Here is a 13,776-nt window from a genome sequence, read left to right on the forward strand (position 1 = left end):
GATAAAGGAAACACGAAGAACGGAGTGATTCGATGTTGACTTATCGTACAGAAGCGAGGGAAGTCTCACTAGCCGCTAGGCGCCGGAACCGGATACATAAGAGGAAAAAAGTGCAGGGTGAGACCCCACAGAACGAAGCCCGAGGAGGCTCACCGCGCTCCCGCGGAAAGCGACTCATTCCCCGCAGCCCCATCCACTCCATAACATCTCGAAACTGAGTCTTCAACAGTACTGCTATAATTATTAATAACGAATGTTGACAATCCGATCCTGCGACGGGAATAGGAGCAGGAGTCCGCCTTGAGGATGATGAAGATTTTTCCAAAGTCTATTACACTAATACTATCAAAACCTTAGGAGGAATCATGTGAAGAACACGGTGATGAAAAAATGGGATTTGGAGCGTCTCTTTCCTGACGGGCTTGAACATGCACTGCTCTCTAAAAATGAACAAATAGGAACACTTCAAGAGCAGATAAAGAACTCTAAAACTCCTGAAAACTTTAGAGATTTTCTTTTCATTGTAGAAGGAGTACAAGAACTTTACTCCGATGTTTTTGCCATCGATGAATATGCAATCTGCCTATCCTCACAGGATGTTCATGATGAGAGTGGCCACTACGTTATGGATCAAAGTCAACGGTTAAAAGCAAAAATGGAAACCCTGCTGCTGACATTCAACCACTATATCGCAGCGATTGATGAATCTTCCTGGCATCAATGGATTCAAGCAGAGGAACTGGCTGAGATCCGCACTTCTTTAATGGAACGGAGAAAACAGGTGAAAGATCGGTTAGCCCCTGAATTGGAACAGGCCATCCACACATTGTCCATGAATGGTTTTGAAGGATGGGAAGATCTTTATGAGCAGGAATTTGCCCGCCTTCGAGTACCTGTGGAGGAAAATGGTGAGCGAAAAGAACTGTCGTTCGATATGGCGTTCATGAAAGCGATGTTATCCAAGGATCGTTCTGTCAGGGCTTCCATTGCATCGTCCATCATTGAGGTTTGCAAACAGAATCAGGAAAGGTTTGCCCTTATCTTTAACCATTTCTCCGGTTTCCGGAATGATTTATATGAGTTGAGAGGCTGGACGAATCCACTTAAAGAAATGTATGAACAGAACAGAATTTCGGAATCCTCCGTCAACAGCATGATGAAAGCATTACATGAGCATAAGGACCTTTTATATCGATTCTTAATAAGGAAAGCACAGGTCGACAGCATCCAAAAACCGGACTGGTATGATTTATATGCACCTTCTTTCACTACTAAGACTACACTTACATATGAAGAGGCAACGGAAATTGTGATCAAACAGTTCTCCCGATATAGTCAGAAACTCGGAGACTTCGCCAAACAAGCCTTCCATGATGGATGGGTGGATGCGGAGCCACATGAAAACAAGCGCCATGGTGCCTTTTGTGCATCGTTTCCGAATGCGAAAGAAAGCCGCGTGCTCCTTTCCTTCCAAGGAACGTATCAGGATGTTGTAACAATGGCTCATGAACTTGGACATGCCTACCACAATACGTTGCTCCATGAACAACCCGGCTTCGCCCAGCATGCAGGGACAGGGCTTGCAGAAACAGCGTCCACGTTCGCGGAAAATCTTGTATTGGACGCTGCCATTGATTTGGCAGAAACGGAAGAAGACGCCCTTTCCCTCTTAGAAATGAAAATCATCAACGGACTAAAATACACCACGTTCATTCCAGCTAAATTTGAATTTGAAAAGGATTTTTATGAAAAACGGAAACAAGGAAAGCTTTCCTCTTCAGAGATCATCGATTTGATGGAAGCAAAAGAACGGGAATGGTTCGGAGATCATCTGGAACATGTGAATGCTTATAATTGGATGAGCATCCCTCATTTTTATGATACCGAGAAAGCTTTTTATAACCTTCCCTACACAATCGGATATCTGTTTAGTAATGGGATTTACTCACAATACAAAGAAAGTCCAAAGTCATTCCCTGAGAAGTACGATGGCCTTTTAAGTCATTCGGGGGATCTGCCGATGGATGAGCTTTGTGCAGACTTCCTTGGTCAGGACCTTAACAAGCAGACGTTCTGGAACGAGTCTTTCCGTCCCTTAAAGGATGCGATTGAAGAATACATCACAAGAACAGAAAGCTATGTATCGTAAAAATGATGTTCCGCTGCTCAACCTATACTCTAATACTGATAAAATCATGAAAGTCACTGATAAAAGTACAAAAGTCACCGATAAAAGCCCGGAAGTCGCTGATAAAAACCCGAAACCTACCGATAAAAGCTTAAAACCAACCGATAAGAATGCACACGATCATTAGTATGCAACTTAAACTCTAAAGGAATCCATAGGTAAAGAAGCGAACCAGGTGCAAAGTGTCCCCGGTTCGCTTCTTTTAATCAATATGTTAATTTTCACATTCAATCATTTTTTCAGAGTTTCTATTTTTTGTTTCTTCGAACGGATCATCGCTCGAATTTGTCCCCGATGGCTGATTTCATCTTCCATGACATGAAACCAGAGGTAGTAAGGGTTGTATTTCACTCCGTTCGGCCAGGAGCGTTCCTCAAACAGCCAATCATCGTCCTTTTCTTTCAAGTATTCAAGCGTCATATCTCTCGTCGTCTCCAGGAGATCCAAATAGTCGTCCACCGTTAAAGAATGGAATTTCGCGCGGGCCCTGCTCCCCAGTTCAAGTGCCGCTCCCCATTCTTCCTCTTCATCTGAAGTTAAATCCCTCTCTTCAAAACTGATGACCTGATGGACAAACTCAATCGCTGCCATATGGGAGAGAAGCATACCAATGGAGTTTCCATCGGTTTCGCACTCATCAAGTTCTTCCTGCGTGAGGTCCGCTACTTCCTGGATCGTCACCGCACGTGCATGTTCAAGCATACATACGAGTTCCCCGATCTTTTCAGAAAAACCTTTTTCTGATTGAACTTGATAAGAAATCATGAAAACTTCCTCCTCTTCTTTTTTACATTTTCTCAGGTTTTGAGCCTACATTCTTTGTTTTTTTACAGGCTCCTTAAACATATTCGACACTTTTATGTCTGAACCTTCTTCAAAACTTGGAGACCCTCGAATATTGTAGATATTTTTGTTGTTTAATCTTGTTTAAATGACGGTATATGCTAAGTATGAACAAAGCGGTGATGTCTGTTCGTCAATAACTTGCTAGCTCCATTAAATTCTGAGGAGGAAACAAAAAATGAACATTAAAGTGGGCATTTGGAACAAGTTGACAAACCAAGACAAGATGACCCTATTAAAAGCCGTAAGCCAACACTCTCTTACAAAAAAATCAGCGTAAATATACACAGCCTTCCACAAAACTCTCTTCATTCCATCGCCATACTTTCCATCACAACCCGAAAGCAGCCTCTATAACCTTCTGACAAAACCTGCATAGGCAGGTTTTTTGTCGTTCTCTTCTTTTGTCAATCTCATGTAAAGTTGTGTTCCATTCTACCCTCTCCTGCATAAACCCTTTTTCCAGCGAATAGATAAGTACCGAAGGACAGGGAGCAACGTTTTTCGGTTAAAGGGGGAATGGAACATGAAAGTGGCGATTTTCACAGATACGTATGTACCACAAGTCAATGGAGTCGCTCGTACATTACAACGGTGGACCGGATATCTTGAAAAGAAACGCATCCCTTACAGGGTGTATGCTCCAGACATGAGAAGTAAGGAGGAGTATATCGATCATATCCACAGATTTAACAGCGTCCCATTCTGGCTATACCCAGAATGCCGTCTTGCCCTTCCTAATCTAATCAAAATCAAAAGAGACCTTGAAGTTTTCCGGCCCGACCTGATCCATATCGCCACTCCTTTCAACATCGGACTTGCGGGACTGCATTTCGGTAAGAAGATGGACATTCCACTCGTGGGTTCTTATCATACGCATTTCGATCAATATTTAGACTATTATAAATTATCTTTCCTCTCCCCTTTTGTCTGGAAATATATGCAATGGTTTCATCAGTCCTTCAAAAAAACCCTTGTCCCTTCCCTTCATACGAAAAGAGAATTAGAGCTTCACGGCCTTCATAATATCGGACTATGGCAGAGGGGTGTGGACCATCAACTCTTTTCTCCCGATCACAATGATGGCAGCGTGAGAAATCAGTTTGAAATCGACGCGCCTATTCTATTAACCTATGTCGGACGTCTTGCGCCGGAAAAGGGATTGGATACCCTCATGAATGTGGCCAAAACCCTCCCCCATCATATGAATAAAAACATTCACTGGCTCATCGTAGGAGACGGCCCCTTAAAGAATCATCTTCGATCGGTGGCCCCACAGAACATGACGTTCGCGGGCTATCAGGATGGAGAAAGCCTTGCCCGCATTTACGCATCTTCTACGTTATTCATTTTTCCTTCAGCCACGGAAACGTTTGGGAACGTCGTTCTTGAATCCCTATCCTCAGGAACACCTGTAGTCGCGGCAAACGCAGGTGGCGTAAAAGAAATTGTGAGCCATGGAAAGACAGGCTTGTTATGTACACCTTACAATCCTCTCTCTTTCACTCAAGGAATCTTAGGTCTTCTTTCTGATCCAGAAAAACTGGCATCGATGAGGAAACAGGCGCGGCAAGAGGCGCTCGATAGATCATGGGAAGAAATATTCGAACAACTGATCAGAGATTACAAAGATGCGATCGGCGAAGTGAAGCTCGCCTCTTTCGCTTAGGGACAGGAGAAGATGAGTATGAAAAAAATCGCTGTCATCGGTACAGGTTATGTCGGATTGGTCACTGGAACGTGCCTTGCGAGTCTCGGTCATAAAGTCACTTGCGTGGATATTGATGAAAAAAGAATATCCTCCTTACAAGATGGACATTGTCCTCTCCATGAGCCCGGTCTCTCCCCTTTAATGCAATCCAATCTCCTTGAAAATCGTCTGCAATTCACGACGGTCCTGGAAGAAGCCGTTCAAGGGGCAGAAGCCATTTTCATCGCCGTCGGAACACCGGAGAACAAAGACGGGTCGGCTGATCTTTCTTATGTAAAGAATGCCATCGAAAACCTCTCCCTCTATATCAACGATGGAACACTGATCATCATCAAAAGTACGGTCCCACCTGGAACCAATCAAAAAGTACGTTCATGGATGCAGGCCCGTTCTGAACGAACATTCCATGTCGTATCCAATCCAGAGTTTCTTAGAGAAGGATCTGCTCTTAATGATTTCTTTTATGGAGACCGCATTGTCATCGGCTCTACAGACTCAAAAGCAGGACAATTCCTTGAAGAAATCTACAGCAAACTCAAAACTCCCCGATTGCTTACAGACCCTTTAAGTGCGGAAATGATCAAATATGCATCCAATGCTTTTTTAGCGACGAAAATCAGTTTCATCAATGAAATATCTTCCATTTGTGAAAAGTTAGGCGGTGATATAGAGCAAGTAGCACAAGGAATGGGAATGGACAGCCGCATAGGGGAACAATTCCTGCGTGCAGGAATCGGATTTGGCGGATCATGTTTTCCAAAAGACACGAAAGCACTGGTCCAGGTCGCAAAGGAAACCGCTCATCCCTTCAATCTCCTGTCTACGGTCATGGATGTAAATGAAAGACAAAAGAACCTTTTGATTGAAAAAGCCTTAAAACGCTATGGAAGCTTGAAAGGGAAGAACGTGGCGGTCCTTGGACTTGCTTTTAAACCGAATACCGATGATATCCGTGAATCTCCGGCCGTTTCGCTGATCCAACGTCTCCAACAACTCGAGGCCAATCCAACCGCTTATGACCCTGTCGTCAAAAGCATCCCCTTCTGTCCTGTCAGTGATTCAATCCATGAGGTCTTAACAGGTGCCGACTTTGCGATGATCTGCACCGAGTGGTCTTCGATTTGTGACTTATCTTTAGACGTATATGAAACTACCATGAAGAGAGCTGTGCTATTTGATGGCCGCAACTGTTATGCACCAGAGGACTTTGAAGGTAGAAACATCGAGTACCATTCTGTAGGGCGGCAAGCGTATGAGGGGCTCCGGGAAAATAAAAAGACACACAAGCATTAAGCTCTTATGAGGTCGCTCTTTCTACTCTCTTTCATGCTTGTTTATTTCAGCAATAAGATTTGACTTGTTCAAGATGACTTCTGCAAGCATCTTAAAAAATGAGGAGAACCTCAATGGATGTGTTCTTCCATTGAGGTTCTCCTTATTAGATTGCCTCGAAGATGATACTGGATAAGCCTATTCTCTCCTTCCCTTATCCACGATTGTTTTCCCTGAGATGTCACGTAGAAAAGCAACCATTTAGTTTACATAATATTAAACCAGTAAACTGAGTTGGATGAGTTGTCCTCTCATCATAGCGAGGAGTATAATGTTATATTAGTTGATTCATAGGAGGACGACATTATGACATCCAAAGGCCCCAACAAAGTGCTGATGGCAGCCCTTTTACTGGCTGGTTCCTTTATAACGATATTAAATCAGACGCTTATGATTACAGCCATTCCTCCCATTATGGATGAGATGAATGTGACAGCGAACTCAGCCCAGTGGCTGACTACCGTTTTCATGCTCGTGAACGGTGTGATGATCCCTGTCAGTGCTTTTCTTATTGAGCGATTTACAACGAGACAGCTTTTCATATCTGCTATGAGTGTATTTGCATTCGGAACGATTCTTGGTGGACTGGCACTGAATTTCCCCCTTCTTCTTTTAGGCAGGGTCGTTCAGTCTGCTGGAGCAGGTGTAATGCTTCCTTTGATGCAGACGGTTTTTCTTATGATTTTTCCTGTCCATAAACGCGGGGCGGCAATGGGTTACATCGGACTTGTCATTTCATTCGCACCTGCGATAGGACCGGCACTCAGCGGTTACATTACATCCGCCTACACGTGGAGATATCTATTCTGGATGATTTTACCTTTGGCCATTTTAATTATTGTTCTCGCCTACTTCATCCTGAAAAATGTAACCGAACTATCCTATCCTAAAGTCGATCCGATTTCCATCATCCTTTCATCCATAGGTTTCGGAGGACTTTTATACGGTTTCACACTAGCTGGAAACCAGGGATGGACGAGCATCGACACGGTAACCGTTTTGATCATCGGTGCCGTCACGTTGACGTTGTTCATTCGAAGACAGTTACGGATGCACCACCCGATGCTTGAGTTCCGTGTCTTCAAGTACCCGGTCTTTGCGATCACGACCGTCATCGCGATGATTACTTTCTTAGGGTTGATCGGTGCAGAAACCTTGATTCCTTTATACATGCAGGACATGCGTGATTTTTCTGCCTTCGAATCCGGACTCGCCTTGCTTCCGGGAGCGGTCATCACAGCATTCATGTCACCGATCACCGGCCGTATTTTTGATAAAATAGGCGCACGTCTGCTTGCCGTTGTCGGACTCACGATTATTACAGGGGCCTCGCTCGCCTTTTCATTCTTGAATATCGAAACAACATTCACAGCAATCACTGTCTTGTACGCGATCCGGATGTTCGGGTTATCGATGGTCATGATGCCTGTGACGACGGCGGGATTGAACCAATTGCCTAAGAAACTTATTCCACACGGGGCTGCGATGAGCAACACGATGCGGATGGTAGCGGCATCAGTGGGTACAGCGATCCTTGTCACAGTGATGACGACAACCGCTCAATCCGCCGAAAGCAATCCGTCGATCGATCACCCTTCGATTTACGGAGTGAATATCGCATTCTTCATCGTCACGGCTTTGTCCCTTGCCGGGTTGGTTCTCGCTTTCTTCGTCAAACGGACCTATCCTCCTGATGAAGAGCAAGTAAATGAACCTGAAGCAAAGAGGGAAAATCAAAAAGCAGCAAACCACTAATAAGCAGTAGTCTCTATTAGAGCACTTTCTTTAATAGGGAAGAACTTCTCTTAAAAAAGCAGAACTAAACAAAAAAGGTTCCCTCATTCGATGAGGGAACCTTTTTGTGTTTATCCGAATAAATGATCTGCTGTATAGTTGGTAAAATCGAGTTCGGTATCTTCCTCTAACAAATACTTTGAAAGCTCAGATCCAATATAAGGGCCGCTTGTCAGACCGGAAGCTCCTAAACCATTGGCCACCACTATGTTTTCATGACCGGGAACCTTTCCGATGACCGGCGTTGAACCTGGAGTGAAAGGCCGGAATCCGACATTTGTTTTGACATAAGTAGCATCTGCAAGTCCAGGAGCTACACGAAGAGCTTTATCCATCAACTGATGGACAGAACCTGCGGTGACTCTGGAGTCAGGCGTCTTTTCTTTCGTCGCGCCAATGACGATCCGCCCTTTCCCGAAAGTGAGAATATAGTGGTTGAACGGTGGAAGCATCACTGGCCAATTCTCCGTGTCGTAGTTTTCCATATCCACATGAACGATCTGCGCTTTTTCAAAGGTCACATTGGGACTCATCCCAATCGGATCGAACAACGGTTTCGTCCATGCCCCGTTAGCAACAACAATCCGGTCAGAATAAATCTTTTCTCCATGAATATAAACGCCTTCGACACGCTTGTTCTCATAAAGAAATGCAGCATCTCCGTTTATAAAAGCTGCTCCACTTTTCTTGGCTGCTCTTAGTAATGAGGATGTCACTTCTGCTCCGTTCACTCGAGCTCCTCCTGAAATGTGAAGGGCTCGGTAGTGTTCTGCTACAAGCGGAAACATCTCTTTCGTTTCTTCTGGGGAAAGGCAGGAAATCTCCCCCATTTCCGGGGCCTTCTCTTTCCTTTCGAGCGCAACCTTTCGTTTCTTTTCCAATTTTTCTTCCGTATCGAATATATTGATGGCTCCTACCTGCTTATAGCCGGTTTGTGTTTCGCCAGCCTCTGCAAGCTCCTCCATCAATGCAGGGTAATATTTCGCCCCACCTGTGACGAGAGGGTACCACACTTTATTGCTTCGGTTTGTAAGCCACGGGCATACGATACCTGCTGCATTCCGCGTCGCCTGTTCCGGATCATTCCGGTCGATGACGATCACTTCTTCCCCTTTTTTCGCGAGATGGTACGCCGTCGACGCCCCTAATATTCCTGCTCCAATAATGATTGTTTTCAAAGTAACACCTTCTATCCCTGTCATTTCATCTGTTGTTATTGTACATGAACAAAAAGACAGGGTACAGAAAATAACGACTTACCTGATCCCTGTTCCCTTTTTTGACAGATGAAGCTTCAGGCCATGTTTCATTCTGAGCGTCACTAATGGCTCGGTCTTAACAGGAAAAGCGTCAGTTGAAGGGGCAAAATTGAACGATTGAATGAGTGACGAGAGGATGACAAGCATCTCAAGCATGGCGAAGTGCTGCCCGATGCATACGCGGGGCCCGCCACCGAATGGCAGGTATAGATAATCAGGGCCACCAAGAAGACGTCCATCCTCAAAGCGTTCTGGCAGGAATTCCTCCGGATAATCGATATACCTCCGGTGCCGGTGCATCACGTAAGGACTGATCATAACGGTCGCCCCTTTTTTAATGAACGTGGATCCAATGTTCACATCTTCTTTGGCACGCCTGCCAAACATCCATGCCGGAGGGTACAAGCGCATACTTTCGAGAATCACTTTTTTCGTATACAAAAGGTTCCCCGTTTCTTCCTCGGAAGGCGTATCACTTGAAAGATTTTGTTCGATTTCACTTTCCACTTTCTGATAACAATCGGGGTGCTCCATGAGTAAGTGGAGCGTCCATAGCAATGCGGAAGCTGTTGTTTCATGTCCGGCCAGAAATACGGTCATCACTTCATCGCGGAGCTGCCTGGCATCCATTTTCTTCCCATTTGCATCTTCAGCGTCCTTCATGACGCTGAGAAGGTGCTCCCCGGAGACCTGAGGCTGTTGGATAATGGAATAAACCACCTCGTCCAACTTATCGACCGCATCATCGAACAACTTGTTACGAACCGTCTTCCATGAACGAGGCGATTTAAAAACACTACGGATCCTTTCTGTGGCGATTTCCATTGCGGTATCCAACTGCTGTCCCACTTGATCATGGTCCGCTCTCACCTCTGTACCGAACATCGTCTCTGTGATGATCTGGAGCGTAAGCCCTCTGATATCTTCGGAAATCAGTCGGTCTCCGTCCTTCCAGAGAGAGGTATGGTCCGTAACGACTCTCCCCATCGTGTCACAATAGCGCTGGATATGCTTCGGAGTAAAGAAAGGCTGGATTTTTCGTCGCTGCTGTTTATGAAATGGCCCTTCACTTAATAAAAGCCCTTTACCTAAAAGTGGTTCTAACTCCTGAAAAGGCTTCGATTTGTAAAAAGAGTCCGCTTTTCTTACGAGTACTTCTTGAATCAGAGCCGGATGCATCAACATGAACACCGGTCTATGAGCAAATCTGAACCTTGCCACAGGCTTCTGTGTCTCTTCCATTTCCATAAGAAATGCGAGTGGATCCTTTTTGAATGCCGGCAACTGACCAAGCGGTGAACGACTCTTCCATTTATGCATAACGTACCCCCTTCAACCTTCTATTAGAGCGTACTAGAGTGCACCTGATTTTATTCATTCCTTTAGAAAACAGATAGCCTGGGGTCGTTGCTGTATTGAGCGTCAGGGGTGGTTGGGAAGCAACTCGCTTTCCTGCGGGGATGACGGAGAGCCTCCTCGTGCTTCGCACTGCGGGGTCTCTCCAGCCAATCCATTCCCGCGGGAGTCTCGCAGCTTCCCAACCACCCCATTCGATGTATATGGAGAACGACCCACCTACATGGAGGGTGCGTCTTCCACAACAGCCGCTTTCTAGTTGACAAGCGTCAGAATGCAAATGACCGTCTATTTTGAAAGTTGTATCCATCAACTTCCATTACGTAAGAAAGCTGCTTATTCAGGAAGTGGTTTCGAGATGCTCTTATGGTCAAGGGGCGGAGGGAAACGGTGATACTCCTATTTTAAGTGTGGAGGGCCTCGGTCAGCGGCGTATGGACTGGACTGAGCTGGCGGAGATAAAGGAAACACGAAGAACGGAGTGATTCGATGTTGACTTATCGTACAGAAGCGAGGGAAGTCTCACTAGCCGCTAGGCGCCGGAACCGGATAACTAAAAGGTGTGCGGGAAAGCTGAGACCCCGGAAGGCGTAGCCTGAGGAGGATCAGCGCCCGCCCCATGGAAAGCGAACTGTTTCCCGGAGCCCCTAAACTTCCACAAACATCTCGAAACGGAGTCTTCCAGGATCGGGAGCTTTTTTATAAGAGGTCGTGGTAGGATAGGAAAAGTCGATGGGAGGTTCCATCGACTTTTCAGGGGATGTTTTTGACATAGGTTTGAGCAAGCAGGTCGTGAATGGCTCGTTTGTCTTTTCTAAAAGCGATCATAAAAGCACTCACCACAGAAGCGATTCCGAATGTAATCACTCCGAGGAGAAATTTACCGATGACTTCTCTAATAAACATCTGGAATAGACCTACAGGCTGATCTCCTTCTTTCCTGATTTTGATTGTAAGTATTCTTTTCCCTACGACATACCCGCTCCATATCACGGGAAGTACTGTTAAATAACTCACGTAAATGACCTGCCATAACCATCCGTCCGTTACATCAGTGCTCCAATCTCCCTGATACCAAGACCATAAGAGATTCATAGGAACGGTAATGATGAGCCCATCCAAGATCAAGGCGAACAACCGACTCCAAAATCCAGCTCTTTCCATTAATCCACCTCCTTCCCATCAGGAAGAATTCTGATGATTTCTATGACAAAGTAGCCTATGAGAAAATAGAATACAAAGGACAAGTCAAATTTTTGCTCTGAGAGCAGCGAAACGACGAATACACCCAGCACGACACCATTGCCTGTCCGAGTTATATTTTCAAGCGCCTTATGTACCATCAGAATAGGTTTTCGACACCTTGGGTCCTTTTCATGGCAGATATGGTGCCTTGATGGAGACCTTCATGCCAGATCGTGAAATTCAAAACTTCATCCAACGTTCGAAAAACGATTCCCCCCCCAAGGTCAAAGGGCTTTTCCCCTTCTTCGGATAAGCGTCCTTGGTACGTTTGAATCAAACGCTCAGTTTGAGACTCCAGTTCTTTTCTAAGATCGGACAAACGCGGGACCTCTTCCGGCCATTCGTCTGGTGAAGTACCTCCATTGAATAGTTGGATATATCCTTCTGGCATATGGGCATCTTCCCCTGAAAACCTTGCCAATAAGTTTTCCTGGGAAACGAAGATATGACCGAAATTCCAACGGATGTTATTCAAAAACCCTTCCGGCTTCGCATCCGCTACCTCTTCTGTCGTCGCATCGAGCGCTGCAAGGCTTCTTTTCCTGACAAAACGCATCTGTTGAAATAAGCTTTCTTCTTTCATTTTTCCACCACCTCAATATATTCAGAAAAATCAATCACCTTTACTATAGCATGAACCAAAACAAGTATGTATGTTAATCTAGTATGGAAAGAAAGGGAGGAATTCCTATGAATCAAGAGATGAAAATAGGGATCGCATTGATCGGCAGTTTTCTAATACTCATGGTCGGTTTATTCCGATTATTTACCGCAGAACTTCAGGACGTCCCACTTTTTGTAGCTTACATACTTACCATATCCGGTTTGGTCGGGGTCATCACGAATGGTTGGAAGTGGAAAAAACGGGAGAATTAATTCTCCCGTTTTTTAATGTCGATGACTTCAGATCGTTTTGCTGGATTGATAACAGCCTGGGTTCGTCACTTCTTGAAACGGTGGAGAGCCTTGTGAAGTTTAATAAATCCTGACCTTCTCCTACTTTGTATTACTGATATGGGGTATAACTTACTACCAGAGTAAAAATAAAACTGAAGGTTGCCTTTTCATTCATAACCCGCACTTCAGTAAGTAATGTTTATGCTATATACATTTCCTAACGCTACCCAACGGGTATTATGACAAGGACAGAGCAAAGACGGGTTTTAAGGTTAGTGCCATTTCTAGACACCCCAATTATAACTTCGCCGTTAGCCACGCCCAACCGTATCGTTTAACTTCATGCGATACTTGTCTTTCCAAGTTTTCTCATCCGCTAACAAGTCGTCACAAAAAGCGGCCACATCATCACCAGTAAGATCAGTGACTTTCCTGTTTTCTGCAGCCCCCTGTTCGAATAGGTCAAGAATGCCGTCAAAGACACGTTTTGTATCTTTCCAGTCAGTGGGACCACCAGTGGTCCACATATACTTTTGGATAGCTTTATAAGCGTTATGGTACTCACTTGGAAGCGCCTTCGCTCGCTCTTCCATCGCTCTCCACTCCCGCTTATCATCCAGACTTCCTATAATTTTTTCATAAATGTTCATATTAACTCTCCTTTACATTTTTGTTTTTTAGTTCGTTAATTTTACTTGAGACGAATTCCCATTTTACCCAAAAGGTTTGAAGATGCTCTTTCCCCGCTTCGTTAAGTGTGTAAAATTTTCTCGGGGGTCCCATAGTGGATGGCTTTTTCTCAATATCTACGAGATTGTTTTTCTCAAGCCGCATGGTAATCGTATAAACGGTGCCTTCAACCACATCAGTGAAGCCGAGTTCTCGTAGCTGTTGTGTGATTTCATAGCCATAGGTTTCGCCGCGACTGATGATCTCAAGCACACAACCCTCAAGCACCCCTTTCATCATTTCTCTGAAATTACTCATTTTCATCCTCCGTTTGTCCTTTGTACTTTGGAGTAGTCCGTTTTATAAAACTTTGAAGCACCAATACTAAGTAATACTTATTACCACTATATAGTATTACTTATTAGCAGGGATGTCAAGATAAAACGTTTCGTCAAAAGCCTCTGTCAAAGGGGTACAAGTGT

12 protein-coding genes are annotated in these 13,776 nt (G+C 44.8%); 5 read left to right on the top strand and 7 right to left on the bottom strand.

From position 1 onward, the window contains the following. The first annotated feature begins 367 nt into the window (after positions 1–367). Positions 368–2,149, top strand: a complete 1,782-nt coding sequence (locus BLS23_RS16140; RefSeq protein WP_089654077.1) for a M3 family oligoendopeptidase — start codon at positions 368–370, stop codon at positions 2,147–2,149. A 270-nt stretch (positions 2,150–2,419) separates the two neighbouring features. Here BLS23_RS16140 and BLS23_RS16145 read toward each other — a convergent pair whose 3' ends face one another. Further along, the gene (locus tag BLS23_RS16145; protein WP_089654078.1) at positions 2,420–2,953 is read right to left on the bottom strand and encodes a DinB family protein; all 534 of its coding nucleotides are present in this window, start codon (positions 2,951–2,953) and stop codon (positions 2,420–2,422) included. A gap of 604 nt (positions 2,954–3,557) precedes the next feature. Here BLS23_RS16145 and BLS23_RS16150 point away from each other — a divergent pair. The 3 genes from BLS23_RS16150 (at position 3,558) to BLS23_RS16160 (ending at position 7,829) form a co-directional block, all read left to right on the top strand. Beyond that, positions 3,558–4,700 carry a glycosyltransferase family 4 protein gene (locus tag BLS23_RS16150; RefSeq protein WP_089654079.1) on the top strand — a complete coding sequence of 381 codons (1,143 nt, stop codon included), beginning with the start codon at positions 3,558–3,560 and terminating at the stop codon, positions 4,698–4,700. 18 nt (positions 4,701–4,718) lie between these two features. Next, positions 4,719–6,035, top strand: coding sequence for a UDP-glucose dehydrogenase family protein (locus BLS23_RS16155; RefSeq protein ID WP_089654080.1), 1,317 nt, complete (start codon positions 4,719–4,721; stop codon positions 6,033–6,035). Positions 6,036–6,380: 345 nt separating this feature from the next. Beyond that, entirely contained in the window at positions 6,381–7,829 is a 1,449-nt protein-coding gene (locus BLS23_RS16160; RefSeq protein WP_089654081.1) for a DHA2 family efflux MFS transporter permease subunit, read from the top strand. Positions 7,830–7,939: 110 nt separating this feature from the next. Here the strand turns inward: BLS23_RS16160 and BLS23_RS16165 are convergent, their stop codons facing one another. The 4 genes from BLS23_RS16165 to BLS23_RS16185 form a co-directional block, all read right to left on the bottom strand. Then, on the bottom strand, positions 7,940–9,046 hold the full coding sequence (locus tag BLS23_RS16165) for an NAD(P)/FAD-dependent oxidoreductase (RefSeq protein WP_089654082.1): 1,107 nt from the start codon (positions 9,044–9,046) through the stop codon (positions 7,940–7,942). Between the two features lie 78 nt (positions 9,047–9,124). Then, positions 9,125–10,447, bottom strand: a complete 1,323-nt coding sequence (locus BLS23_RS16170; protein ID WP_089654083.1) for a cytochrome P450 — start codon at positions 10,445–10,447, stop codon at positions 9,125–9,127. Positions 10,448–11,236: 789 nt separating this feature from the next. Beyond that, positions 11,237–11,647, bottom strand: coding sequence for an RDD family protein (locus BLS23_RS16175; RefSeq protein WP_089654084.1), 411 nt, complete (start codon positions 11,645–11,647; stop codon positions 11,237–11,239). Between the two features lie 178 nt (positions 11,648–11,825). Next, complete coding sequence (locus tag BLS23_RS16185) at positions 11,826–12,311, bottom strand: DinB family protein (protein ID WP_089654086.1); 486 nt, start codon at positions 12,309–12,311, stop codon at positions 11,826–11,828. A 107-nt stretch (positions 12,312–12,418) separates the two neighbouring features. Here BLS23_RS16185 and BLS23_RS16190 point away from each other — a divergent pair, with 107 nt between their 5' ends. Further along, positions 12,419–12,604: a hypothetical protein gene (locus tag BLS23_RS16190; protein ID WP_089654087.1), complete on the top strand. Its 186-nt coding sequence runs from the start codon at positions 12,419–12,421 to the stop codon at positions 12,602–12,604. 332 nt (positions 12,605–12,936) lie between these two features. On the opposite strand, the gene BLS23_RS16195 is transcribed toward BLS23_RS16190, so the two are convergent. Continuing rightward, on the bottom strand, positions 12,937–13,275 hold the full coding sequence (locus BLS23_RS16195; RefSeq protein WP_089654088.1) for a DUF1048 domain-containing protein: 339 nt from the start codon (positions 13,273–13,275) through the stop codon (positions 12,937–12,939). Between the two features lies 1 nt (position 13,276). Further along, positions 13,277–13,612 carry a PadR family transcriptional regulator gene (locus BLS23_RS16200; RefSeq protein WP_089654089.1) on the bottom strand — a complete coding sequence of 112 codons (336 nt, stop codon included), beginning with the start codon at positions 13,610–13,612 and terminating at the stop codon, positions 13,277–13,279. Positions 13,613–13,776: the final 164 nt, after the last annotated feature.

Origin of the sequence: Halobacillus aidingensis, assembly GCF_900104185.1 — a bacterium.
GTDB lineage: Bacteria > Bacillota > Bacilli > Bacillales > Halobacillaceae > Halobacillus > Halobacillus aidingensis.